The 24,168-nt window shown below is 67.8% G+C and carries 27 protein-coding genes, 1 rRNA gene and 1 pseudogene; 6 read left to right on the top strand and 23 right to left on the bottom strand.

All coding sequences use genetic code 11. The features are described 5' to 3' along the window. From RMO12_RS10835 to RMO12_RS10815, 5 genes are all read right to left on the bottom strand, one after another. Positions 1-114: ribosomal RNA gene (locus tag RMO12_RS10835) — 16S ribosomal RNA — on the bottom strand; the annotation flags it as partial. Between the two features lie 339 nt (positions 115-453). Continuing rightward, positions 454-2,178, bottom strand: a complete 1,725-nt coding sequence (gene ptsP / locus RMO12_RS10830; RefSeq protein WP_309639284.1) for a phosphoenolpyruvate--protein phosphotransferase — start codon at positions 2,176-2,178, stop codon at positions 454-456. Between the two features lie 209 nt (positions 2,179-2,387). Beyond that, on the bottom strand, positions 2,388-2,657 hold the full coding sequence (locus RMO12_RS10825; RefSeq protein WP_309626275.1) for an HPr family phosphocarrier protein: 270 nt from the start codon (positions 2,655-2,657) through the stop codon (positions 2,388-2,390). After that, positions 2,626-3,096, bottom strand: coding sequence for a PTS fructose transporter subunit IIA (locus RMO12_RS10820; RefSeq protein WP_309626274.1), 471 nt, complete (start codon positions 3,094-3,096; stop codon positions 2,626-2,628). The genes RMO12_RS10825 and RMO12_RS10820 overlap by 32 nt, the downstream gene beginning before the upstream one ends. Positions 3,097-3,192: 96 nt before the next feature. After that, complete coding sequence (locus RMO12_RS10815) at positions 3,193-3,720, bottom strand: hypothetical protein (protein WP_309639283.1); 528 nt, start codon at positions 3,718-3,720, stop codon at positions 3,193-3,195. 43 nt (positions 3,721-3,763) lie between these two features. Here RMO12_RS10815 and RMO12_RS10810 point away from each other — a divergent pair. Then, positions 3,764-4,967: pseudogene (locus tag RMO12_RS10810) on the top strand (CaiB/BaiF CoA transferase family protein). Positions 4,968-5,070: 103 nt separating this feature from the next. Here the strand turns inward: RMO12_RS10810 and RMO12_RS10805 are convergent. Then, complete coding sequence (locus tag RMO12_RS10805; RefSeq protein WP_309626273.1) at positions 5,071-5,757, bottom strand: DUF4197 domain-containing protein; 687 nt, start codon at positions 5,755-5,757, stop codon at positions 5,071-5,073. A 12-nt stretch (positions 5,758-5,769) separates the two neighbouring features. Between RMO12_RS10805 and RMO12_RS10800 the strand changes: the two genes are divergently transcribed. Next, positions 5,770-6,267, top strand: coding sequence for a peroxiredoxin family protein (locus RMO12_RS10800; protein WP_405029662.1), 498 nt, complete (start codon positions 5,770-5,772; stop codon positions 6,265-6,267). Between the two features lie 64 nt (positions 6,268-6,331). On the opposite strand, the gene lipA is transcribed toward RMO12_RS10800, so the two are convergent. Genes lipA through RMO12_RS10755 form a run of 9 tightly spaced genes read right to left on the bottom strand, consistent with a single transcriptional unit; the run spans position 6,332 to position 12,947 of the window. Then, entirely contained in the window at positions 6,332-7,300 is a 969-nt protein-coding gene (gene lipA / locus RMO12_RS10795; RefSeq protein ID WP_309626272.1) for a lipoyl synthase, read from the bottom strand. Then, positions 7,297-7,968: a lipoyl(octanoyl) transferase LipB gene (gene lipB, locus RMO12_RS10790; RefSeq protein ID WP_309626271.1), complete on the bottom strand. Its 672-nt coding sequence runs from the start codon at positions 7,966-7,968 to the stop codon at positions 7,297-7,299. Before lipB ends, lipA begins: the two co-directional genes overlap by 4 nt. A 5-nt stretch (positions 7,969-7,973) precedes the next feature. Next, positions 7,974-8,255, bottom strand: coding sequence for a DUF493 family protein (locus RMO12_RS10785; RefSeq protein WP_309626270.1), 282 nt, complete (start codon positions 8,253-8,255; stop codon positions 7,974-7,976). Positions 8,256-8,309: 54 nt separating this feature from the next. Further along, positions 8,310-9,209, bottom strand: coding sequence for an aminotransferase class IV (locus tag RMO12_RS10780; protein WP_309626269.1), 900 nt, complete (start codon positions 9,207-9,209; stop codon positions 8,310-8,312). Between the two features lie 43 nt (positions 9,210-9,252). Further along, positions 9,253-10,407 (bottom strand): D-alanyl-D-alanine carboxypeptidase family protein, encoded by a 1,155-nt coding sequence (locus RMO12_RS10775; protein WP_309626268.1) that lies wholly within the window; start codon positions 10,405-10,407, stop codon positions 9,253-9,255. 29 nt (positions 10,408-10,436) lie between these two features. Next, the gene (locus RMO12_RS10770) at positions 10,437-11,069 is read right to left on the bottom strand and encodes an alpha/beta fold hydrolase (RefSeq protein WP_309639282.1); all 633 of its coding nucleotides are present in this window, start codon (positions 11,067-11,069) and stop codon (positions 10,437-10,439) included. Then, positions 11,066-11,389, bottom strand: coding sequence for a (2Fe-2S) ferredoxin domain-containing protein (locus RMO12_RS10765; protein WP_309639281.1), 324 nt, complete (start codon positions 11,387-11,389; stop codon positions 11,066-11,068). The genes RMO12_RS10770 and RMO12_RS10765 overlap by 4 nt, the downstream gene beginning before the upstream one ends. A 23-nt stretch (positions 11,390-11,412) precedes the next feature. After that, positions 11,413-12,519 carry a VanZ family protein gene (locus RMO12_RS10760; protein WP_309639280.1) on the bottom strand — a complete coding sequence of 369 codons (1,107 nt, stop codon included), beginning with the start codon at positions 12,517-12,519 and terminating at the stop codon, positions 11,413-11,415. Continuing rightward, a complete protein-coding gene (locus RMO12_RS10755; protein WP_309626264.1) occupies positions 12,519-12,947 on the bottom strand; it encodes a CopD family protein in 429 nt (142 codons plus the stop codon). The genes RMO12_RS10760 and RMO12_RS10755 overlap by 1 nt, the downstream gene beginning before the upstream one ends. A 194-nt stretch (positions 12,948-13,141) precedes the next feature. Between RMO12_RS10755 and hemB the strand changes: the two genes are divergently transcribed. Further along, positions 13,142-14,152, top strand: a complete 1,011-nt coding sequence (gene hemB, locus RMO12_RS10750; RefSeq protein WP_309626263.1) for a porphobilinogen synthase — start codon at positions 13,142-13,144, stop codon at positions 14,150-14,152. A gap of 7 nt (positions 14,153-14,159) precedes the next feature. Then, positions 14,160-15,260: a magnesium transporter CorA family protein gene (locus RMO12_RS10745; RefSeq protein ID WP_309639279.1), complete on the top strand. Its 1,101-nt coding sequence runs from the start codon at positions 14,160-14,162 to the stop codon at positions 15,258-15,260. A 34-nt stretch (positions 15,261-15,294) separates the two neighbouring features. Here RMO12_RS10745 and RMO12_RS10740 read toward each other — a convergent pair whose 3' ends face one another. From RMO12_RS10740 to RMO12_RS10725, 4 genes are all read right to left on the bottom strand, one after another. Further along, the gene (locus RMO12_RS10740; protein ID WP_309626261.1) at positions 15,295-16,074 is read right to left on the bottom strand and encodes a uracil-DNA glycosylase; all 780 of its coding nucleotides are present in this window, start codon (positions 16,072-16,074) and stop codon (positions 15,295-15,297) included. After that, positions 16,061-16,552: a ribosomal protein S18-alanine N-acetyltransferase gene (rimI, locus tag RMO12_RS10735; RefSeq protein WP_309639278.1), complete on the bottom strand. Its 492-nt coding sequence runs from the start codon at positions 16,550-16,552 to the stop codon at positions 16,061-16,063. Before rimI ends, RMO12_RS10740 begins: the two co-directional genes overlap by 14 nt. Next, positions 16,549-17,256: a tRNA (adenosine(37)-N6)-threonylcarbamoyltransferase complex dimerization subunit type 1 TsaB gene (tsaB, locus tag RMO12_RS10730; RefSeq protein WP_309626259.1), complete on the bottom strand. Its 708-nt coding sequence runs from the start codon at positions 17,254-17,256 to the stop codon at positions 16,549-16,551. The genes rimI and tsaB overlap by 4 nt, the downstream gene beginning before the upstream one ends. Before the next feature lie 97 nt (positions 17,257-17,353). Continuing rightward, the gene (locus RMO12_RS10725; protein WP_309639277.1) at positions 17,354-18,319 is read right to left on the bottom strand and encodes a DMT family transporter; all 966 of its coding nucleotides are present in this window, start codon (positions 18,317-18,319) and stop codon (positions 17,354-17,356) included. Positions 18,320-18,367: 48 nt separating this feature from the next. Here RMO12_RS10725 and dacB point away from each other — a divergent pair, with 48 nt between their 5' ends. Next, a complete protein-coding gene (gene dacB, locus RMO12_RS10720) occupies positions 18,368-19,987 on the top strand; it encodes a D-alanyl-D-alanine carboxypeptidase/D-alanyl-D-alanine-endopeptidase (protein ID WP_405029661.1) in 1,620 nt (539 codons plus the stop codon). Continuing rightward, the gene (locus RMO12_RS10715; protein ID WP_309639275.1) at positions 19,984-20,259 is read left to right on the top strand and encodes a SemiSWEET transporter; all 276 of its coding nucleotides are present in this window, start codon (positions 19,984-19,986) and stop codon (positions 20,257-20,259) included. Before dacB ends, RMO12_RS10715 begins: the two co-directional genes overlap by 4 nt. A gap of 112 nt (positions 20,260-20,371) precedes the next feature. On the opposite strand, the gene RMO12_RS10710 is transcribed toward RMO12_RS10715, so the two are convergent. Genes RMO12_RS10710 through purE form a run of 4 tightly spaced genes read right to left on the bottom strand, consistent with a single transcriptional unit; the run spans position 20,372 to position 24,133 of the window. After that, entirely contained in the window at positions 20,372-21,430 is a 1,059-nt protein-coding gene (locus tag RMO12_RS10710) for an SGNH/GDSL hydrolase family protein (RefSeq protein ID WP_309639274.1), read from the bottom strand. A 45-nt stretch (positions 21,431-21,475) separates the two neighbouring features. Beyond that, positions 21,476-22,471 (bottom strand): L-threonylcarbamoyladenylate synthase, encoded by a 996-nt coding sequence (locus tag RMO12_RS10705; RefSeq protein ID WP_309639273.1) that lies wholly within the window; start codon positions 22,469-22,471, stop codon positions 21,476-21,478. A gap of 10 nt (positions 22,472-22,481) precedes the next feature. After that, on the bottom strand, positions 22,482-23,672 hold the full coding sequence (locus tag RMO12_RS10700) for a 5-(carboxyamino)imidazole ribonucleotide synthase (protein ID WP_309639272.1): 1,191 nt from the start codon (positions 23,670-23,672) through the stop codon (positions 22,482-22,484). After that, complete coding sequence (gene purE, locus RMO12_RS10695; RefSeq protein ID WP_309639287.1) at positions 23,672-24,133, bottom strand: 5-(carboxyamino)imidazole ribonucleotide mutase; 462 nt, start codon at positions 24,131-24,133, stop codon at positions 23,672-23,674. Before purE ends, RMO12_RS10700 begins: the two co-directional genes overlap by 1 nt. Between the last annotated feature and the right edge of the window lie 35 nt (positions 24,134-24,168).

The following is a 24,168-nucleotide window of genomic DNA, read 5'->3' as shown; positions in this document are numbered from 1 at the left end:
TTACTCACCCGTTCGCCACTCGCCACCAGGATTGCTCCCGTGCTGCCGTTCGACTTGCATGTGTAAGGCATGCCGCCAGCGTTCAATCTGAGCCAGGATCAAACTCTTCAGTTCGATCTTGATAAATTACTCAAAGAATTGAAGTGAACTTCACTTCAGTGAGCGTTTAAGGTCCAGTAGACCTCGAATTTCATAGTTACCTACGAAACTCTTGGCACTCGCCTCTTAACGCCCACGCTTATCGGCTGTTATTTGTTAAAGAGCGCGCCTTGCGGCCAGTACTGAAAAATCGTTCTCAGCACAGAGGATCGATTATGACTTGATTACTAATCCTTGTCAAGCAATCCAATTTTCTCGCAGTGCTCGCGGCTTGCTCTGTCGTGTTGACAAAGACCAGCAGCGTGTCGCGAAGAGATCGACTGTAGCACAAGCAATAACGATGACGCAAGACCCTCATGCCGAGCCTGCTTGGGGATGTTCGATCGCCGCCAGTGTCTTTCTGGCGTCGAAGCGAAGAACCTGCTGCTTGACGGTGGAGATCTGCGCGGGTTGCATCGAAAAACTGCGCAGCCCCATGGCCAGCAATGTCGGAGTGAAAGCGGGGTCTCCCGCCATCTCGCCGCAGACGCTAGCAACTTTACCGCGCGCATGTGTTTTTCGGATGGTGCGGGCAATCAGCTCCAGCACTGCAGGATGCCAAGGATCGTAGAGATGCGCCACCGACTCATCGGCGCGGTCGATCGCCAAGGTGTACTGAATGAGATCGTTGGTGCCGATGGACACGAAGTCGAAGTCGTCCAAAAAACGCTCAATCATCAAGGCCGCAGCGGGCACTTCGATCATCGCGCCGAGCGGGACGTGTGCGTGCTCCCGACCGGCATCACGAAGCTGCTGTCTTGCGCGCGCCAATGCCTCAAGCGTTCCGCGAATCTCGGAAACATGCGCGAGCATCGGTACAAGCAATCGGACCGGGCCGTGCGCGCTGGCGCGCAAGACGGCCCGTAGTTGTTGCCGGAACATGCTGGGTTCCGAAAGACTCCATCGAATCGCTCGCAGTCCGAGCGCCGGGTTCAGTACGTGCTCGTGGCGCAGCTCATGAGTCGACATCCGATCGAGAGGCTTGTCCGCCCCAATGTCCACGGTGCGGATCGTCACGGGCAATCCATTCATCGCTTTTACGACCGCTCGGTAGGCTTCGTATTGCTCGTCTTCGCCCGGAAGGTCGCCCCGGCGATTCATGAAAAGGAATTCGCTACGGAACAGTCCGACGCCAACCGCGCCAGCCTCGAGCACCGCGGCCGCATCGCCGGGCAACTCGATGTTGGCGAGCAGCTCGACGCGCTGACCGTCGAGCGTCACGGCCGGCGTGCGACGCAGTCGCGTCAGGCGGGCTCGCTCGAGTTCGCTCTGTCGCTGCCTGAAACGGTACTCCTCCAGCACGATCGGTGGGGGATCAATGATGACAACGCCCGTGTCGCCGTCGATCACGATCCAATCATCTTGCCGGATGATCCGACTTGCCTCGCGCGCGCCCACCACAGCAGGAATATCGAGGCCTCGGGCAACGATGGCCGTGTGCGAAGTCTTGCCACCCACATCGGTGACGAAGCCAGTGAACACACTGCGCTTGAACTGCAGCATGTCGGCCGGCGCGATGTCGTTGGCCACCAAAACCAGCGGGTCTTCTCCCGCGAAATCGCGGGCATCGACGCCGGGCGAGGGCGTCGCATGTCCTTGCTGCTGTGCCAGCACGCGCAACAAGCGCTCGACGACCTGCTCGAGATCGGCCTTGCGCTCTCGCAGGTAGTCGTTTTCCATTTCGTCGAACTGCCTCGCAAGCACCTCGAGCTGCGCCGAAAGCGCCCACTCCGCGTTGTAGTGCCGATCTCGAATCCACTGCGCGGTCGCCCCCGCCAATGTGTCATCGTGCAGCAGCATCAGATGCACGTCGAGCAGTGCGGACAGCTCCGTCGGCGCGTCGCTCGGAAGGTCACGTTGAAGTCCGCCGAGCTCGGCAGCGACGGCGTCGCGCGCCATGCCAAGACGCTGCACTTCGGATTCAATCCGGGAGGGCTCGATGAAGTAGTGAGCGACGTCGACGCGACTCGACGCCACCAACACCGCACGACCGATCGCCACGCCGCGAGAAATGGCCAGACCGAACACTTGAAAGCTCATCGAACGATCCTAGCCTAGCGGCGGCATGCGCAAATCAGCCGCAGGATGGGGCGCTCGCCCACGGTCAAGGCGCTGCCGAGCTGGGGCGCCGCCTGTCCGACACACTATCCGACGTTGCGGGCGCAACAACACTGACGCGCATCGGCGAGCACGCGAAGGACTTCGCGGCCATGTGCGAATCAGTCCGAGCGGAGGCGACTCGTGAGCGTCTATTCGCCTTCTCCGAACTTATCAGCGATCAAGGCGAGTAAGGCGTCCATCGCCTCGCGTTCGCGTTCGCCCACCGTTTCGACCTCGATTTCGACACCAACACCTGCGGCCAGCATCATCACGCCCATGATGCTCTTGGCGTTGACTCGCCGAGAACCGCGGCTCAGGAAAATATCGCAGGAATAGGTGCCCGCAAGCTTCGTCAGCTTTGCAGACGCGCGTGCGTGCAAACCCAGCTTATTGCTGATGCTGATGCGCGTTGAGATCATCGTCGGCTCGCCCTCCCGGTCTCTGGGTCTGGGTCTGCGGCCTGGCCGGTGCCACTTGCATCACGCCCTGGGTCGCACCGGCCAAAGCACGCGACACGAGCAGATCCAACGGTTCGTCGGCGTAATTGATGGTGCGCCAAAGCATCGGCACATTGGCACCGGTCACGATCTTCACGCGGACGCCATCGGCCAGGCGTTGCGCCACGTTGTTGGGCGTGGCCCCAAAGACATCCGTCAGGATCAACGCCTCGCGCCGTCCGGGCACGGACAGCGCCTTTTCCAGAAGGATGCGCGCCTGCGCCTCGATCTCCTCGGGCGTGAGCTGCGGCGTCACGTCAAGCGCCTCGACGCGCGACGCGGCCTCCGGGAACGCATGCCCGGCAGCCGCCTTCAGCGCGGAGGCGAACGGGGCGTGAGCAATGATGAACAAACCGGCCATCTTGTGATGATTATGAGATCGGTGCTGTCCATTTTTGCGGGCTGCAGGCGCTCTCTTGAACGCGGCTTGCGGCGCTGAGGCCGACATGACGGCGCCTCACGGCCGCAAACGGAGGCCGCCGAAGAAAGTCTCGAGCGCATCTTGCGATGGCGTACCGCCCAATGCCGCGGCGTGAAACACGCGGGTTGCACTAGAGAAAACCACCGATTGCTCCGCAACCGCCTTGCCGTCCGGACGTTGCCCGCTCACTTCGAAGCGCAGCGCTATGCCCGCCGGCTTCATGCCTTGCAGCTTGACGGGCCGAAGCTGCCTTTCGCGCCCGTCCAGATTGCGCGACCGCGCGGTACGCAGCTCTTCGAGTGCCAAAGCGACCCGGGACAAATCGCCGACGTCGGCGGTGGTCAACCCCCATGTGGTGCCGTCGGCACTGCATCCGAGCACATCGACCGTTGCCTCGCCGCCTGCCATCGGGACGCGCCGCGAGTGGCGCTCGGGCTTGCATGGGAACAGCATCACCAAACGCTCGCCGTCGAGTCGCACCTCGCGCCAGTCTAGCGTCGGAGCACAGCCGCCAAGTACGGTGGCGGTGACGACGCCGAAGCACACGAATCGAGCAATCAACATGTCGCAATTGTCCGCCGGCAAGCCGCGGCCGCAGAGTCGTCCGATGAACCCTGCCATTGATGCCACTGCGTCATCGCTCGTCGGCATGCGCGTGCTTGATCTGTCGCGCGTGCTCGCCGGGCCCTGGTGCACCCAGGTGCTCGGCGACCTGGGTGCCGATGTCGTCAAGGTCGAACGCCCAGGCGTAGGAGACGACACCCGCGGATGGGGCCCTCCTTTGCTGCGCGATGCAGTGGGCGCCGACAGCGCCGAATCGGCCTACTTCCTCGGCGCGAACCGCAACAAACGCTCGATCACGATCGACCTGGCGCACGGCGAAGGCCAGGCACTGGTGCGAGTGCTGGCTCAGCACGCCGACGTGCTGGTCGAAAACTTCAAGGTCGGCGACATGGCCCGCTACGGGCTGGACCACGCGAGCCTGGCAGTGTTGAACCCGCAACTCGTCTATTGCTCGATCACCGGCTACGGGCAGACCGGCCCGTATCGCGAGCGTGCCGGCTACGACTACGCGGTGCAGGGGCTCGGCGGTCTGATGAGCGTGACCGGCGAGCGTGACGATCTGCCCGGCGGCGGGCACCAGAAGGTCGGTGTTGCGGTGGCCGACCTGTTCACGGGGCTCTACGCCACCCTGGGCATCCTGGCGGAGCTGCGCCATCGCGACGTGCTTGGCTTTCGGCGCGGCCTCGACCAGTATCTCGACATGTCGCTGATCGACACGTAGGTGGCGATGCTTGCCAATCTGGGCGCCAGCTACCTCGTCAGCGGCGACGTGCCGGGTCGCGCCGGCAACGCGCACCAGACGATACGTGCCGTATCAGGTGTTCGAGGTGGCCGACGGGCAAGTGATTTTGGCCGTCGGCAACGACGCGCAGTTCGCGCGCTTTTGCGCCGCGGCCGGTGTGGCGTCCATGGCTGCCGAGCCGCGTTTTGCCCGCAATGCGGACCGGGTGTGCCATCGCTCGAGCCTGGTAGCTCGACTCTCGACGGTGATGCGCGAGCGCAGCCGCGCCGATTGGCTGGCCACGCTCGAAGCCGCCCAGGTTCCCGGCGGGCCGATCAACTCCCTGGAGCAAGTCTTCGCCGACCCGCAGGTGAAGGCACGAGAAATGATCGAGACGTTGTCGCATCCGCTCGACGACGCGCTGCGCCTGGTGGCCAGTCCGCTCAAGCTGTCAGCAACGCCGACACGGACCCGTCATCCGCCCCCGCTGCTGGGCCAGCATTGCCGCGAAGTGCTTGTCGATTGACTCGCCTGGGACGAGCCGCGGATCGCTTCGGTGCTTGCAAGCGGCGCGCTGGGTTGAGCTGCGCCGGCGCCCGGGGCCGGGCAACGAGTGCGCCGCGTGTCGATCAAAAAGCGCCGAACACCTTCTTCAAGATTGCGCTGCCCGTGGCCACGGGGTCCTGACGAATCTTTCGCTCCTCTTCGCCGATGATCAGGAAGAGGCCATCGAGCGCCTTGCCGGTGACGTACTTCTGCACATTGGCGTCTTCCTTCTTGACCAACCCGAAGCCAGCCGCCTTGCCCGCGACGGCGTTGTACTTGTCAGCGAGCGCCACCTTCTCGGTGGCACGGGTCACGATCGGCAGGAATTTATCGCCCAACGGCAGGCGAGTTTTTTCGGCAAAGAACTGCGTGACGGAGGTGTCGCCGCCGCCCAGAATTTTCTTGGCATCGGTCACGGTCATCTGCTTGACGGCATTGCCGAGCAGCGGTTTGGCTTCGGGCACGGCCGCCTCGGCGGCGCGATTCATCGCGGTCACGAGGTCATCGACCTTTTGCCCCTGACCGAGACCGCGCAACAACTTGGCAGCACTTTCCAGTCCGCCGGGCAGGGGGATGCGTACCTTCGGGTTGCCAAGGAAGCCATCGGTGCGGCCCAGCAGCGCCACCGCCGCAGCCGCGCCATGATCGAGCGCGGCCTTCAGGCCCGCACTCGCATCGGCGTCGCTCAGAGAGAGCGCCTGGGCCTGGGCGGCCCAAACCCACAGCGCCATGGCGGCACTGACCTGGCTCGTAAAATCGCGTCGATTCATTGAAAATTCCCCATGAAACTCATCGCTTATGTTGCCTCCGCAGTCACGGTTTTGGCAATCGGTGTTGCCGGCGTGATGCTGACACGAACCGACGCGGCGCCCAGTGTTGCGTACACGCTGCTCGACGGTTCCAAACACCGCACCGACCAATGGCGCGGCCAGGTCGTGCTGGTGAATTTCTGGGCGACCAGCTGCAGCACCTGCATCAAGGAAATGCCGCAGATCGCGGCGACGCATGACATGTTCAAGGCGCGCGGCTACGAGACCCTGGCGGTCGCGATGAGCTATGACCCGCCGGCGTACGTGATCAACTTTGCCGAGACGCGTCGCCTGCCGTTTCGCGTTGCCATGGACCACGATGGCCTCATCGCGCGCAGCTTCGGCAATGTGCAGCTCACGCCGACCAGTGTGCTGATCAACAAGCGCGGCGACATCGTCAAGCGCTACGTCGGCGAGCCCGACTTTGCCGAGCTACATGCCTTGATCGACAAGTTGCTTGCCGAGACCTGAACGGCGTATCAGCGCTTTCACCGCTCGGCGGCGCTTGCGGAGCGCTCGACCAACCTCGCTTCAACTAAAGCGCGACCGCCACGCCGGCAGCGTGCGCCTGCTGATCGGCGTGGTAGCTCGAGCGCACTAGTGCGCCTACGGCGGCATGGCCAAAGCCCATCGCCTGCGCTTCGCGCTCGAACATCCGGAAGGTGTCGGGGTGGACGTAGCGGCGCACTGGCAGATGGTGCCCACTCGGCGCAAGGTACTGGCCGAGCGTGAGCATGTCGATGCCGTGCCGACGCATGTCGCGCATGACGGCAAGGATTTCTTCATCGGTCTCGCCCAGGCCCACCATCAGGCCGCTCTTGGTCGGCACGCGGGGGGCCAGCACTTTGAAGCGCTCGAGCAAATCCAGCGAGACCTGATAGTCCGAACCCGGCCGCACTTGCCGGTACAGGCGCGGCACGGTCTCGAGGTTGTGGTTCATCACGTCAGGCGGCGCGGTCTCGAGGATCTCGAGTGCGCGGTCCGTGCGGCCGCGGAAATCGGGCGTCAGGATCTCGATGCGCGTGGCGGGCGACAACTCACGGACTTTTTCGATGCAGGCCACGAAATGAGCGGCACCGCCGTCGCGCAGGTCATCGCGGTCCACGCTCGTGATCACCACGTACTTGAGCCCGAGCGCGGCAACGGTCTTGGCCAGGTTCAGCGGCTCGTCGGCGTCGAGCGGGTCGGGGCGCCCATGGCCGACATCGCAGAACGGGCAACGCCGCGTGCATTTGTCGCCCATGATCATGAAGGTGGCCGTGCCTTTGCCGAAGCACTCGCCGATATTGGGACACGAGGCTTCCTCGCACACGGTGTGCAGTTTGTGCTCGCGCAGGATCTGCTTGATCTCGTAGAAGCGCGTGGTCGGCGAGCCGGCCTTGACGCGGATCCAATCGGGCTTCTTCAGCACCTCGGCAGGCACCACCTTGATCGGGATGCGTGCCGTCTTGGCGTGCGCCTTTTGCTTGGCTGTCGCGTCGTAGGCAGCGGAGTCGGTCGTCATCGAGGGCTCAGTAGGCTGGTGAGATGGGCGCCGAGGCGCGCAGCCGCGTCGTCCCAGGACGGGGTGATGCCGATTGTAGAAAGGTCCACCGTCGCGAGACCCCGGTAGCCGCAGGGGTTGATGCGGCCAAAGGGGCGCAAGTCCATCGCCACATTGAGCGCGACACCGTGGTACGCGCAATGCCGCGACACCTTGATGCCAAGCGCGGCGATCTTGCCAATGCCCCGCCACGGATCATGAGGACGGCGCGGCGACGGCAGCGCGGCGTGGCCGAGCGGGTCGGCCAGGTTCACATAGACGCCGGGCGCACCGGTCACGCGCTGACCGGTGACGCCATAGCCTTCGAGCGTCTTGATGAGCGCGCGCTCCAACTGAAAAACATACTCTTTCACGTGCAGTCCGAGCCGGCGCAGATCGACCAGCGGATACGCCACCACCTGACCCGGCCCGTGATAGGTGACCTGCCCGCCGCGGTTGGTGGCCACCACCGCGATGTCGCCGGCGTCGAGCACATGCTCGGCCTTGCCGGCCACGCCTTGCGTGAACACCGGCAGGTGCTCGCAGAGCCACAGCTCGTCGGGCGTGTCGGCACCGCGCGATTCGGTGAAGGCGCGCATGTCGGCCACGGTCGCGACAAAGTCGGCTCGGCCCAGCCGGCGCAGCAGCATGCCGACTACAGCACGAACTTGACCAGCGGGTGCGTGCTCAACGTGCGGTAAAGCTCGTCGAGCTGCTCGCGGCTGGTGGCGGTGACGGTGACGGTGAGGCCCAGGTAGTTGTTGCCCTTGCTGGGCCGCACCTCGAGCGTGGCGGCGTCGAAGGAGGGATCGAACGCCCGCGCGATGGCCACGATGGCCTCGGCAAAGCCGTCGACATTGGCACCCAGCACCTTGATGGGAAAGGCGCTCGGGTACTCGATCAGCGAGCGCTCGGCGGGTTCTGGGGCGGTCGGCATGACGGGGCGGGGCATCGACGCAGATGAGGTCTCGACCGGTCGCATCAAGACGCGTTAGACCGACTCGCTTTGCTTGGCGCGCTGGTAAGCCTGGTACAGCCGCGCATAGACCGGCCCGGGCTTGCCGCGCAGCGTGCCGTGACCGACCGCTTCGCCGTCGAGCCGGGTGACCGCCAGTACCTCCTTGGTGGCCGAACTCAGCAGCAGCTCGTCGGCGGCGGCCACTTCGCCTTCGCTGATGGGACGCAGGCTGTAGCCGATGCCCACGTCTTCGCACAGCTCTCGCAGCAACTCGAAGCGGATGCCCTCGAGCACATGCTCGCTCGTGGGCGGCCCGATCAAGGCGCCGTCCTTGACCAGCCACACGTTGGAGGCTGCGGCTTCGGTGAGGAAGCCGTCGCGAAACATGACGGTCTCCACCGCCGCGTGATCGGCCGAAATCTGCCGCGCCAGCACGTTGCCGAGCAGCGAGATGCACTTGATGTCGCCGCGCTCCCAACGAAAGTCGCGTGCGCTCACGCAGGCCACGCCGCCGTGGCGCTGTTCAGCCGTGGCCGGCTTGAGTGGCGTGGCCATCATGAACACCGTCGGCACGATGTCGCTCGGCATCACATGGTCGCGCACCGCCACGCCGCGCGTGACCTGCAGGTAGACGAGCTGGTCGGCAGCACCGCTGTGATCGTGCTGCGCCGCCACCAGACGACGCATGCGCACCAGCCACTGCTCGGCGGTGTGCGGGTTCGCAATGCGCAGCTTGCCCAGGCTGCGCTCCAGCCGCGCCATGTGCTCGTCGAAACGGAACAGCCGCTGCGCGTAGACCGGCACCACCTCGTAGACGCCGTCGCCGAAGAGGAAGCCGCGGTCGAGCACGCTCACCTTGGCGTCGGCAATGCGCAAGTACTCGCCATTGAGATAGCAGAGCGTTTCGGCGGTGGCAGTCGGCAGCATGTTCATCGTGGGTCTGAGCGTAGGCCGGTCGGTCGCTGCCCGCAAGCGTTCACTTGATCCACAGCCGCAGCGAATCCCATGCCCGCCCCAGCAGCCCGGCCTGCTCGACCGGCTCGAGCACCGCCAGCGGCACTTCAGCCACCAGTGCGCCTGAGGCGCTGACCTTGATGCTGCCGACCACCTGACCCTTGGCGAGCGGGGCCACCAGCGGGTCGGTGCGCGCGATGTCGGTCTTGAGCTGGTCGCCCTGGCCCTTGGGCACCGTCACGTAGACGGCCGCGGCGCTGCCCAGCTTGGTGGTCTTGCTGACGCCCTTCCAGACTTCAGGCGTGACGATCGCCTGGTTGGCGTCGAACAGCTTGACTGCGTCGAACGCGGTGTAGCCCCAGTTCAGCAGCTTCTGGCTTTCGTTGGCGCGCGCGTCCGATGACGCGGCACCGAGCACCACGCTGAGCAGTCGGCGCTGGCCGCTCGGCAGATCGCGCTTGGCGGTGGCGATGAGGCAATAGCCGGCCGCGTCGGTGAAGCCGGTCTTCAGGCCGTCGACGCTCGGATCGCGGTAGAGCAGCAGGTTGCGGTTCTGCTGCTTGATCTTGTTGTAGGTGAATTCCTTCATCGCGGAATAACGCAGGTACTCGGGAAAGTCCTGCACCAGCCGCGTAGCGATCACCGCCAAGTCTCGCGCGGTACTCACATGCCCCGCCGCGGTGAGCCCTTCGGGATTCTTGAAGCTCGTGCCCTTGAGGCCGAAGGCCTGAGCCTGGCGGTTCATCATGGCGACGAACTGGTCGTAGCTGCCGCCCACGCCTTCGGCCAGCACCACGGTCGCGTCATTGCCGCTTTGCACGATCTCGCCCTTGAGCAGGTCGTCGACCGTCACTTGGCTGTTGAGCGGCAGAAAGCTGCGCGAGGCCCCGGTCATGCCGGTGCGCCAGGCGCGCTCGGAAACCGGCAGCGTCTGCTCCAGCGTGAGCTTCTTGTCCTTGAGGGCCTGGAACACCAGGTAGGCGGTCATCAGCTTGGTGAGCGAAGCCGGCTCGACGGACAAGTCGGCGTCCTTGGTCGCCAGCGCCTGGTTGGTGGTGACGTCGAACAGCAGGTAGGAGCGCGCCGCGATCTCGGGCGGTTGCGGCGCCTGCGCCTGGGCGGTGGTGGTGGCGAAGGTGCTGGTCAGTGCGAACAGCAGGCAAAAAAGTCGTTTCATGAATGCTCGAATTAAAGAGGGAGGTTCGCTTAGATCGGCACCGACCAGGCGCGCAGCAGCAGCGTCTTGAGCAGAGCGAGCTGCCCGTGGAAAAAATGGCCGACGCCCGGAATCACCGTCACCGGCAGGCCTTGCGGTCGCGCCCAGTCGAGCGTGGCCGCAAGCGGCACTACGTCATCGACCTCGCCATGCACCACCAGCGTGTCGGGCGGCACGGCGGGCACCGACTGCTTTTGTGTCGACGGCGCGACCAGCGCCAGGCGCACCGGTCGCGCGCCTTCGGGCAGCCGCGCGGCAGCGCTGGCGGCCACGAAGCCACCGAACGAGAAGCCGGCAAGCCACAGCGGCAGCACGGTCGCACCGTCGTGCGCGCCAAACGCCGCGATCACCGCGAGCGCATCGTCGACCTCACCGGCGCCTTCGTCCCAGCTGCCGGCCGAGGCGCCGACACCGCGAAAGTTGAAGCGCACCGTGCGGCAACCAAGCTGCAGTCCGGCGCGTGCCACCGTCTGCACCACCTTGTTGTCGAGCGTGCCGCCGTGCAGCGGGTGCGGATGGCACACCACCAGCAGCGCCCGAGGCTCATCAGCCGGCACATCGAGCGCGCACTCCAGCGCGCCGGCCGGGCCGCTCACGCTCACGCGCTGCGTCTGCGCGTTCATCGGCCCGTGTCGGGCGGCAGCAGCAGCCGCTCGACCACCTTGCCGTCGCGCAAGTGCGACTCGACGATCTCGTCGATATCGTGTGCGTCGACATAGGTGTACCAAGTGCCTTCCGGGTAGACCACCGCCACCGGCCCGCCGGCGCAGCGGTCGAGGCAGCCGGCCTTATTGACGCGCAGCTTGCCTGGCCCCAACAGGCCGGCCGCCGTGGCCTGCTGCTTGCACCGCGCGAACGCCGCATCGGCGTCATGGTCAGAACACGCCGGCTCGCCATCGCGCTTGTTGAGGCAAAAAAAGATGTGGCGCTGGTAGTAGCTCATCGGCGGAATTGTAGGTTTGCAGCTCATCGCCCCCGCGACACGACACGCCCGAGCAGGTAGAAGAGTGTCGCGTAGGGCCACAGCCAGCCGATCCATTGCGACAGGCCATGAAAGCGGATGAAGCGGCCCTGCTCCCAGCCCTGCAGGCTGGCGGCATAGAACGGGTCGGCCGGCGCCACGTTGACGAGCGCGACGGTGGCGCTCAGCAGCAGCAGCGCGATCGCTGCCGCTGCACGCGCCGGCACCCAGGCCAGCGCCGCGCCCGACAACACGGCCAGTGCGACCGCCGGCCACACCGGCGGCGTGATCCAGGTCAGCGCATGCTCCGGGCCGAAATTGAGCGCGGTCGACAGCATGGTGGCGGCAATGCCGAACGCGAGCACCCCAACCAGCAGCGCCAGGCGACGCGGGCCCGGGCGCGTCAACGCATAGCCGAGCAGGCAGGGCGCGAGCAGGCCAGCGGCGATGCCGAACAGCTCCACGCCGGGCGCGAGCTGCGACGTGTCCTGCAGCGCACCGACCTCGAGCCAGCCATCCCAGGCGCTGCCCTCGAGCCATTCGGCCAGCAAGTCGCGCGAGCGCCTGAGCACCTGGCCCAGTCCGAAAGGCAGTGGCGGGGGAAACAGCAGCCCCAGCGGCCACAGCAGCAACAGCGCCAGCCCGGTGCCGCGCCCACCGAGCAGCCATCGCTCGCGCCAGTGTTGCCAGCGCGCCAGGCCGCCCAGCGCATCGAACAGCAGCATCGCCAGCGCGCCGAGCGCCGCGCCGGCCGCATTGAGGCCCCAATCAATCAGGGAAGACACGCGCCGCGGCAGCAGTTGCTGCAGCGCTTCCAGGCCGTAGCTCAGCACCGCGGCGAGCGCCAACGCAGCCAGCCAGGCGACCCACCGCGAGCCGCCGCCGCGCAGCACGCCGGCCGCGATCAGGGCGCCCAGCGGCATGTAGCCCAGCAGGTTGCTCAGCAGGTCGAAGCGACTCACGCCGCGCGGCTGCGGCACCTTCAGTACCCACCAGCTCGACTGCAGGTGCTCGGGCAGGCTCCAGCCGCTGAAAGGGTGAAGACTGGCGTAGACGATCAGGCAGATGAAAGCGCCGGCCAGCGGCCAGGCCAGGCTGCGGTGACGCGCCATCAGAACGGCTTCACGACAGCCAACACGACGATGGCCGCGAACAGCAGCACTGCGGCTTCGTTGAAGAGGCGAAACCAACGGTGGCTGCGCCGGTTGGCGAGCTGCTCGAAATCGCGCAGCAGCCGGCGGCACGAATGGTGATAGCCGATGGCCGCGGCCACCAGCACCAGCTTGGCATGCAACCAGCCGTTGCCCGCGCCGCGGCCGATGCCAAAACCCAGCCACAGCCACAGGCCGAGCACCAGCGCTACGACCATGAGCAGCGTCGCGAAGCGGTCGAGTTTGTGTGCCATCAGCAGCAGCCGCTCGCGCTCGGCGTGGCTGTCGGCAGGCACCGTGGCGAGGTTGACGAACAGACGCGGCAGATAGAACAGGCCGGCGAACCAACTCGCCACGAAAACGATGTGAAAAGCCTTGACCCAGAGCATCACGGCATTATCACGACGTGCAGAAAAAAGCCCCGACATGAGCCGAGGCTAAAAGCCCGTTCGCTGTCACACGTTGGGGCTCCTGCTCAGGGAGGTGAAGCAGGGAATGAGCGTCTTGCGACGTATCATCCGGGCCGAAGTCTAGCAGCGCCTGCGTTGCGTCGATATGCCGAAAACGAGCCCGGTCGCCTGCCTTGAGCCCTTACCCGCAACGCTTTCCAGCGACACGCGCGCGGCGTCTGCGCCGCGACGATTTCACCCGCGCCCTGGTCCGCGAAAACGCACTCACCGTGAGCGACCTGATCCTGCCGGTGTTCGTGCTCGAGGGTTCGAACCAGGCGCACGATGTCGCCTCGATGCCGGGTGTGCAGCGACTGAGCCTGGACCGCCTGCTGCCCGTGGCCGAGGCCTGCGTCATGCACGGCATTCCGGTGATGGCGCTGTTCCCGGTGATCGACGCGGCCCATAAAACCGAGGACGGCCGCGAGGCGCTCAATCCCGACGGCCTGGTACCCAGGGTGGTGCGTGAACTCAAGCGCCAGTTCCCCGCACTGGGGCTGCTCACCGACGTGGCGCTCGACCCCTTCACGACGCATGGCCAGGACGGCTTGCTCGACGCCAGCGGCTACATCGTCAACGATGAGACCGTCGAGGTGCTGGTCGCTCAGGCGCTGGTGCAGGCCGAGGCGGGCGTGGACATCGTCGCGCCGAGCGACATGATGGATGGGCGCATCGGCGCCATCCGCGACGCGCTCGAGGCGCACCGCCTGATCCACACGCGCATCATGGCCTACAGCGCCAAGTACGCCAGCGCCTTCTACGGCCCGTTTCGCGACGCCGTCGGCTCCGCCGGCAACCTGGGCAAGGGCAACAAGAAGGTCTACCAGATGGACCCGGGCAACAGCGACGAGGCGCTGCGCGAGGTGGCGATGGACCTGGCCGAAGGCGCCGACATGGTGATGGTCAAGCCCGGCATGCCCTACCTCGACATCGTGCGGCGCGTGAAGGACGAGTTCCGCGTGCCGACCTTCGCTTATCAGGTGAGCGGCGAGTACGCCATGCTCAAGGCTGCCGCCGCCAACGGCTGGCTCGACGGCGAGGCGGCGATGATGGAATCGCTGCTGGCCTTCAAGCGCGCTGGCGCCGACGGCGTGCTGAGCTACTTCGCGCTCGAGGCGGCGCGGCTGCTTGCGACAACGCGCTGAACGATCGATGCGCGTCTTCCATGTCAGCGCCGAACAGTTCCGCGAACTCGACGGCCTGCCCGATCAACTACCGCCCGACGGCTATTTGTGGATCGGCAGCGCGCGGCGTGAGTTCGAGGTCGGCGTCGGCGGCGTGCAAGAGTCGCTACAGCGCTGGACCGGCGGACAGCTGGTCGACCTGCACGTCAGCGACCTGCTGAACAACCAGCTGCCCTCGCACTTCGAATACACGTCCTGGTACGACGTCATGGTTTTTCGCCGGCTCGCGGCGGGCAGCGGCAGCTCGAGCCTGTTCGTCGACGACCAGAAGGGCACGCTCGTGAGCGCGCGTCGCGCGCTCGAGGCGATCGACACCAGCCCGGTCGGCTTTGCAATCTTCGACCGCGTGCTGCTCACCGTGCACCCGACCGATTGCCAGGTGCGAGACTTCTTTGCCAACCGCCTCAGTCAGGCCACCCAGGGCGCCGACGGCCGCACCAACGGCACCCGGTTGCCGGCCAGCCCCGCCGACCTGATGCTGCGCATGGTCAACCACATGGTTGACAGTTACCTTGAGCTGCGGCGCCTCTTGACCAAGCAGCTCGGCTACCTGCAGCAGGAACTGTTTCGCCCGAACAGCCACTTCCACGACTGGCAGATGCTGCTCGACTCGCGCAACGCACTGCACATCCTCGAAGACACCTGCGAGGACCAGCGCAGCGCGATCACCGAATGGATCGACGCGCTCGACGAATGGCCGGACGAGCCCAACCCCTCTGCGCAGCGCGAGCGCGAACTCCTGCGCGTGCGCTCGCGCGACGTGCTCGAGCACATCGAGCGCGTGCTCGGCCACGTGCGCCGGCTCGAAAGCTCGGCCGAGAGCGCGGTGCAGATGCACTTCTCGGCGCAAAGCAACCGCACCAACGAGATCATGCGCACCTTGACCGTGCTGACGGCGATCTTCATGCCGCTGAACTTCATCACCGGCTTCTTCGGCATGAACTTCGACTTCCTGCCGCTGATCCACAGCAACACCGCCGTGTGGGTCACGACGCTGGCGATGGTGGCCCTGGTCGTGGTGCTGGTGATTTACTTTCACCGCAAGCGCTATCTCGAGCGCAACCGCTGAATCGCGCTGACGTGCAGCTTCGGCGGCGCGCCGCTCAATCGGCCCCGGACGTTGCCTGCAACGCCTCGTGCGCCATGCACAGGTCGTCCCAGGCACGCGCCTTGTCGGTGGGGTTGCGCAGCAAATAGGCCGGGTCGTAGGTGACCACGGTCGGCACGCCCAGATAGCTATGCACGCGCCCACGCAGGCGCCCGAGCGGCTCGTCACCCGCGAGCAACACGGCCGCCAGGCGCCCCATCGCCAGGATCATTCGCGGGCGCACCAGCGCCACCTGCCGCTCGAGGAACGGCGCGCACTGCGCAAGGTCCTCGCGCGAGGGGTTGCGGCCCTTCGGCGGGCGGCACTTGAGCACATGCGCAATGAACACCTGCCGCTCGGGCGGCCCCGCCTGGCGCGACAAGCCGAGCGCGGCCAGCATGTTGTCGAGCAGTTGCCCGGCCTTGCCGACGAAGGGCTCGCCGCGCGCGTCTTCCTCGTCGCCTGGCGCCTCGCCGATGATCATCCAGTGCGCCCGCTCGTGGCCGGCTCCGAACACGGCTTTCGTGCGTCCCTCGCACAGTCCGCACGCCGTGCAGCCGGTCACCGCAACGCGCAGCGTGGGCCAGTCCATCGATGCGGTGTCGGCGTCGCGCGCGGTCGCACGTGCAGGCGCGGCGCTGGCGGGTTCGCCGCCTGTCGCTTCGACGCGAATGCCGAGCGGCGCAACCGCCCCGGCCAGCCCGGCCGCCTCGGCGACCTCGGCAATCGGTGCGCGAGGCCACAGTCGCACGCCCAGCTCCGCGAGCATGGCAACGCGCCGCTCACCCAGGTCCATGCGTCGCCTTTGCCATCTGCAGACTCATGACCACCGCATCTTCACGCTGGCGACCGTGCGCCGGGTAATACGCGCGTCGCACGCCGACATTGCAAAAGCCGTAGCGCTCGTACAACTCGCGCGCCCGGGTGTTGGAGATGCGCACCTCCAGCCACAGCTGCGCCGCGCACCGCTGGCGCGCAAGCTCGCACAGCGCATCGAGCATGTAGCGCGCATGGCCTTGGCCCTGGCAGGGTGGCGCGACGCTCAGGTTCAGGAGATGCAGCTCGTCCACGCCCGCCAGGGCAATGAAGTAGCCGACCCGCCCGTGGGCCGGCGTGAGCAGCACCTGCATCAGGTAGCCGGCATGCAAGGAGTCCACGAAGTTGCCGCGCGTCCACGGGAACTCGTAGGCCAGCTGCTCGATCGCCAGCACGGCGTCGAGGTCGGCCTCGCCCAGTGTGTGCAGCAGCCGATGAGGTCGCACCACTGCGTTCATGACGCGCCCCGCAGCGCCGCGCGTTCCGCGCTGGTCGCGGCCACCTTGTCGCGCACGTAGAGCGGCAGCGCCTCGGCGGCGTCGAGTCGTTCGCCGCGCGCCCAGGCCGTGCGCGCCAGCGTCAGCAACGCGGCCGCGCGCGGTGCGCTTGCTGGCCAGCGGCCGCCGTCGAAGCCGGTCCATGCTGCGCTGTGCACCAGCAAGGAGTTACCGGCCACCGCGTCGCCCGACGCCGTATCGGCGATGCGGCGGGCCAGCGCCAGCGGCGAATGCAGCGCAGGCGCGTCGAGCGTGCGCCAGGCGGCGTCGACCCGCTCCATGCGTGCGGCGTAAACCTCGCCCATGCGTGCGTCGACTGCCACCCACACGCGCTCGCCGGCACCTTGCGCTCGCGCGTCCTCGGCGACCGCCATCAGGCTGTCGAGCGCGAGCACCGCGAGGCTTGCACCGAACGCAAGGCCCTGCGTCACGGCGCATGCAACGCGCACGCCGGTGAAGGCGCCCGGGCCACGGCCGAACGCGATCGCGTCGAGGTCGCGCAGCGCCAACCCCGCCTCGTCGAGCAGCGCCATCAGCGCCGGCAACAGCGCGGCCGAGGCCTGTGCTCCACCGGGCACCACGCGCACCCACTCGCGCTCGCCATCGCACACGCCCAGATGCAGTGATTCGGTTGAGGTGTCCAGCACCAGCAGGCGCGGGCTCACAAGGGCACCCTTCGCGCTACGCGCTGGACCAAAGGGCGGGAGCATTCGCCAAGGGCCACGCGAGTGGCCCCTTCGTGGCCCTGGCGGCCGTGCGGGCTCATCGAGCCTCCAGCACGGGTCGAGGCACCGATGTGCGCGCGGTCGCGCCGCGCAGACCGAGCAGCAAGCCACCGGTGACGGCGGCGAGTCCGAACCAGGTGGTCGGCGCCAGCGCTTCGCCCAGCAGCGGCACGGCCGCCAGCGCCGCAATCGGCGGCACCAGCGCGGTGATCATGGTGCTGCGCACGGCGCCGAAGGTCACCACCACCTGGGTGAAGGCGATGCCCGCGACCACCATCGACAACAAGCCCTGGAAGACGCCCTGGAACAAGATCTCCGACCAGGGCGCCGCGCCCAAGCGGCTGTCGACCCACCCGGCGGCGGCGGCGAGCGCATAGAGCGGCACCGCGCTCACCAAGCAAAAGCTGCCGATCGCAAGCGTTGCCTCGAAAGCGCTGACGCGCCAACGCCGACACAGCACCGTGTACAGGCCCCACAGGGCCGAAGCGCCGAGCAGCAGCAAGTCGCCGATCCACACCGTGCCGCCATCCAAAGCATGCAGCAGGCTTGCGCCACCGACCAGCAGGTCGCCGCCCGCGATCAGCGCGAGACCGGCGACGCGCTGGCGCGTCGGCCGCTCGCGCAGCAGCCACCAGGCGCCGAGAGCGGTCCACAGCGGCAGCGACCCCGGCAGCAGCACCGCGCCATGCGCGGCGGGCGCGAAGAAGAACGCGCTGTAGGCCAGGCCACAGTAAGCCACGCCGGCAATGACGCCGAGCGCGGCCCAGCGTGCCGTTGGTAGCGCCGTGTGCGTGCGGGGCGCGCGCCACCGTGCCAGGGCCACCAGCACCAGGCCCGAGACCAGAAAGCGCAGGAAGGCGAGATCGAAGGGGCTGAGGGTTCCGCTGGCCGATGAACGGGCCACGAGGATGAACGAGGTCCAGATGCAAAGCACCACCGCCGCACATGCCCAGCCGACCCGGTTGGCCCGCGGATCAAGCGGCACAACGGGTCGGGAATCCATGACTTCGAGTGTAGCGGCGCCCTCGTATCGGGCCGCTACCATCGACGCATGACCCGACGCCGCGAACAAGCGCGAGGCTGTGGATGGCGCCGACTTCTCGGGGCTGCCGTGCTCGCCTGGAGCGGCCTCGCCACGGCGGCGGCGCCCGGCCTGCCGCCCGCCGTGCTGTCCGCCCTCGAGCGCGCGCAACTGCCCCCCGAGGCGCTGGTTGCCTATGTGGCCGAGCTGGGTCCGCAGGGCGCGTTCCCGCCGCGACTGGCGCACCGCGCGCAGCAGCCGGTCAACCCGGCGTCGCTCATGAAGCTCTACACCACCGGGGCGGCGCTCGAGCTGCTCGGCCCGGCCTGGACATGGAGTACGCCGGTGCTGGCGAACGGACCGGTGATCGACGACGTTTTGCAGGGCGACCTGGTGCTGCAGGGGCGCGGCGACCCGACGCTGACGATCGAACGCGTGTGGCTGCTGCTGCGCCAGCTGCAGCAACGCGGCATTCGCGAGGTGCGCGGCGACATCGTGCTGGACGGCAGCGCCTTCATGCTGCCCCCCGCCAACCCCGCGGACTTCGACGGCGAGCCGCTCAAGCCCTACAACGTGCGCCCCGACGCGCTGTTGCTGAACTACAAGTCGATCACGCTCGGCTTGCGGCCCGAACCGCCGAACGGCGTGGCGCGCGTGAGCACCGACGTGGCGCTGGCGGGCGTGTCGGTCGACGCGAGCGTGCCGCTGGTGGCCGGCGCCTGCGGCGACTGGCGCGGCGCACTCGAGCTCGACTTCAGCGACCCGGCGCGGCTGCGCCTGGCAGGCCGCTACCCGGCGGCCTGTGGCGAGAAGACCTGGCCGCTTGCCTACAGCGAGGCGCGCAGCTACAACGCACGCCTGCTCGAATCGATGTGGCGCGAGATCGGCGGCCGCATCGGTGGTCGCGTGCGCGAGGGCAGCACGCCGCCCGGCGCGCAGACGCTGTTCGAGGTGACTTCACCGCCGCTGGCGGCCGTCGTTCGCGACATCAACAAGTACAGCAACAACGTGATGGCCGAGCAGTTGTTCCTGAGCCTGGCCTACAGCCAAACCGCCGCGGCACGCGCCAGCACGACCGCCGCAATCGCCGCGATCGCCGCCCTGGCCGAGCCACCTCCTGCAGCGGCATCGGGCGCGGGCGCTGCGGCGAGCACCGTCGCGGGCGCTGCGGAGACGTCGAGCGTGACGGCCGCCAACGCGTCACGGCCTGGCGTTGTCCACAGCGACCAGCTCGCGCGCGAGCTGGTCGCTGGCCAGGTGCGCCTGCGCACCGGTTGCAGCGAAGCCGAGTTGGTGGTGGACAACGGCTCGGGCCTGTCGCGCCATTCGCGCAGCAGCGCGCGCTGCCTGGCGGCTTGGCTGCAGGCGCTGTGGGCGAGCCCGGTCATGCCGGAGTTGATGAGTTCGCTGCCGGTCCCGGGCATCGACGGCACCACGCGCCGACCCGGCCGCCATTGGGGCGCCGCACTCGGGCGGGCGCACCTCAAGACCGGCTCATTGCGCGACACGGCCGGCGTGGCCGGCTATGTGCTGGCCGCCTCGGGCCGGCGCTACGCGCTGGTGGCGATCGTCAACCATGCGCAGGCCTCGGCCGCGCGGCCGGTGCTCGACGCGTTGGTGCAGTGGGCCGCCGAGGACACCGGACGATGATTGCCGTCGGCACCGCGGCGGCCGACTGGATCGGCTACGCCGCCGCGGCCCTCACGACCGCCGCCTTCGTGCCGCAAGCCTGGCTGAGCTGGCGCAGCCGTGACCTCAGCGGCGTCTCGCTCGGCATGTATGGCGTCTTCACGCTCGGCGTGGCGCTGTGGCTGCTCTACGGCCTGCTGCTCGGCGCCTGGCCGATCGTGTGGGCCAACGCGATCACGCTGGGGCTTGCGCTGTTCATCGTGCTGCTCAAGCTGCGCCACGGCGGGCGTTGAGTGCGCTCGTGGCGACGTGCCGAACGGCTTTAGCGGCAGCCCGTCGGCGCGCTTCGGGAATAACCCGTGACGCAGTTAGGCAGCCGGCCCTGACCGGCGGCGGCTGCGCAGATCAGAACGGGTTGCGGCTGGCGCGCGTGACCGCCAGGTTGCCGATGCGCGCGTGCGCGTCGACACCGAAATGCCGGTCATCGGCCCACAGGTAATTGCCGGCAGTGGCGCCGGTGACCAGCGTGCCGGGCGTGGCCGGCACGGTGCCCACGGCGACCGTCGGCGCAACGCAATTGATGGCGGTCGGCGTGGTGCAGGCTGCCGCCGAAACGCTGACATAGCCAAACGCGCTCGGATTGCTGAGCCCGAACTGGAGCTGCTCGTCGGCCTGCACCAGCCCGATCAGGCGCCCGTCGTTGATCAGCGTTGCGCGCAAGCTCGCGTTGTAACGCTCGGTCATGCGCTGAAGCAGTGCCGAGCGTTCGGCGCTGATGAGGTTTTGCGCCGCGGCGAAGGGCGTGCCGCCCTGATTGGGCACCGTCGCCACCAACACGCGACCCCCGGCCTGGGCGATCGAATTGATCTGGTTGCCGAGCCGCTCGCCGGCGGCTTCGACGCTGGCCACCACCGCGGCGGCGCTCTGCGCGGGGTACTGCGCATAGGCCTCGAGAATGTCGCGCTGGCCGACCATCACCGTCACCAGGTCGGTGTTCGAGAACGCGCCGATCGTGGGCAATGCGCTCGCCACTTGGGTGGCGATGTTGGCCACGCGTGCGCCGACCTGCGCGAAGATCATGCCGCGCGGAGGGGTGCCCACATACGGGTTGCATTCGGCAAAGCCAAAACCGAAGCGATTGGCGACCGGCTGCACCCAGATCGGCAAGACGTTGCAGTCCAGCGTGGTGAGCGGCGCACCGGTCGCATCGAGCTTGCGCGCGTTGACGGAGTACTTGGCGCCGGGCTCCGCGGCGATCACGTTGCCATCGACATCGGTCAGATTGCCACCGGCGATGACGCTGGCCTCGTCGCCGAACACCAAGAGTCGTTGCGGCGCGAAGCTGCTGACGCGTTCACCGCCGCCGCAAGCGGCCAGCGTCAGCAGTAGGGCGCCGGCAGCAGCGCGCAGCGCGCAGGGCAGGCCGCGGCCCGAACGGTCAAGCTTATCGATCGCAAACTTCATACTCGCTCCAGAACGCGGGGTAAATGGATGGGGTTGGGGTCGGCTTCACGGCGCGGCGGCGCGCTGCAGGCGGTCGCGCACGCCGTCCCACGCGGGATCGGCCGGCGGCTCCTCGACCCAAATCAACTGAACGCCTTCGTCGTCGAAGGCGCGCAGCACGGAAAACAGCTGGTGCGCCGCGGCGGCCGGATCATCCGGCATGCGCCGCCCGGTTAGCGCGGCCGGTGGTTCGACGCTGCGCGAATATACCGCCAGGGTCGGAGCGGCCCGGCGCGGCAGGGCATCGAGCGGCAGCACGTCGAGCGCGCTGCGCAACGCGGCGCCGCTCATCAGCCGCAGCCGGGCGCGTGGGGCGTAGTGCGAGGCGAGCGTACCGGAGGCGCGCGGCGCGTGGGCATCGGCCGCCTGAAGCACTGCGCCCGCGGCCGCCTCGATGCGCTCGCGGCTGAGCATGCCGGGGCGCAGCAGCACCGGCACGCCGCGCGAGCAATCGACGATGCTCGACTCGATGCCGATCTCGCAGTCGCCGCCATCGAGCACCACCAGCGCGTCGCCGAACTCCGCGACGACGTGGCTGGCGCGCGTCGGGCTGATGCGGCCGAAACGGTTGGCGCTTGGCGCGGCCAGCCCCGGTACGCCGAGCGCTGCGGTGGCGGCGAGCAGTGCGCGCGCCACCGGGTGGGCCGGCGAGCGCAGGCCGATGCTCGACTGAGCGCCGGCCGCGGCGCCGGCAACGCCGGCACGGCGCGGCACGATCACGGTCAGCGGTCCGGGCCAGAAGGCTTCGATGAGGCGCTCGGCCAGCGACGGCAGGGCGTCGGCGAAGTGGCGCGCGCTGGCGACATCGGCCACATGCACGATCAGCGGGTGCCCGGCAGGACGACCCTTGGCGGCGAAGACGGCGGCCACCGCCGCGTCATCGTCGGCGCGCGCGCCCAGCCCGTAGACGGTCTCGGTCGGGAAGGCGACGAGTTCGCCCGCTGCGAGGCGGCGCGCGGCATCGGCAATCGACGCGGGCGAGCGCCCGTCGAGCAGCGGCATGTCGGCGCCTTCAGAACGGCGCGATACCGAGCACGCGCGCGGCCTGCAGCGCCGTTGCCTGCGCCGCTTCGGGCGTGGCGGCGGTCAAGCTCAGGTGGCCCATCTTGCGGCCACGCCGCGCGCTGGACTTGCCGTAGAGATGCAGGTGGGCGCCGGGCAGCGCCAGCACCCGGGCCCAGTCGGGCGTGCGCTCGTGGCCGTCGGCATCGAACCAAAGATCGCCGAGCAGGTTGAGCATCACCGCGGCCGAATGCTGGCGCGGCGCCACCAGCGGCAGGCCGGTCATGCAGCGCACCTGAAGTTCGAACTGCGAGACGTCGCAGCTGTCCAGGCTGTGATGCCCGGAGTTGTGCGGCCGCGGCGCCATCTCGTTGGCCAGCAAGGTGCCGTCGGCCAGCACGAAGAACTCGACGCACAGCACGCCGACGTACAACAGCCCCTCGGCGATGCGCCCGGCCGCGGCCAACGCGTTGGCCGCGAGCGCGTCGCAGAGGCCCGGTGCCGGCGCGGTGGTGACGGCGAGGATGCCGTCGCGGTGCAGGTTGTGCTGGATCGGCAATGCCACCGTCAGGCCGTCGGCATCGCGCGCGAGGATGACGCTCAACTCCAGAGCCAGCGGCAGCCACTGCTCGAGCACGCAGGGCTGCTGCTTCAGTGCGGCCCAGGCGGCAACGAGCTGCTCGCGCGTGGCCACACGCTCCTGGCCCTTGCCGTCGTAGCCGAGCCGAGCCGTCTTCAAGATGCCCGGCAGCAGCGCTTCGGGCGCCGCGGCCAACTGCTCGGCGGTCTCGATCACGGCATAAGGCGCGCACGCCACGGCGCATTCATTGAAGTGCCGCTTCTCGCGCGCGCGGTCCTGGCAGATCGCCACCGACTCGGAGTCAGGCGCTGTCGGCAAGTGCGCGCCCAGCGTGTAGAGCGCGCCCGAAGGCACGTTCTCGAACTCGATGGTGATGGCCGCGCAGCGCTTGAGCATCTGCGCCAGGCCCTGCTCGTCGAGGTAGTCGGTCTGCACATGCACATGCGATATGAGCCCGGCCGGGCTCGCCACGTCGGGGTCGAGCACGGCGGTGAAGTAACCCATGCGCTGTGCGGCCTGCACGAACATGCGGCCGAGCTGGCCGCCACCCATCACGCCGAGCGTGGTGGACTGGGCGCCGACGGCGGTGGCCGCCGGCAGGATGGTCTTGTGCAGCGACATCAGGAGTCCAGGGTCATGGCACGGGCGGCTTCGGTCTGGCGCGCGCGCCAGGCGTCGAGTCGCTCACGCAACGCGGTGTCTTCGTGGGCCAGCAGCGCAATCGCGAACAGCGCCGCGTTGGCCGCGCCCGCGCCGCCGATGGCAAACGTGGCCACCGGCACACCCTTGGGCATTTGCACGATGCTGTGCAGGGCGTCGACGCCCTGCAGGTGCTTGCCGGGCACCGGCACGCCGAGCACCGGCACGCTGGTCTTGGCCGCCAACATGCCGGGCAGGTGCGCCGCGCCGCCCGCGCCGGCAATGATGACGACGAGGCCGCGACCGCGCGCTTGCTCGGCGTAGCGGAACATGTCGTCGGGCATGCGGTGCGCGGAGACGACCCGCGCTTCGTAAGGCACACCGAACTCGGTGAGAATGTCCGCCGCGTGGTGCATCACCTCCCAGTCGCTGCTGGAGCCCATCACCACGCCGATCAGGGGAACTGCTGCTGCGCTCA

Source organism: Methylibium sp., assembly GCF_031393925.1.
Lineage (GTDB): Bacteria > Pseudomonadota > Gammaproteobacteria > Burkholderiales > Burkholderiaceae_C > Methylibium.
Note: the sequence above shows the minus strand (reverse complement) of the source record. Positions and strands in the feature narration are given on the sequence as shown.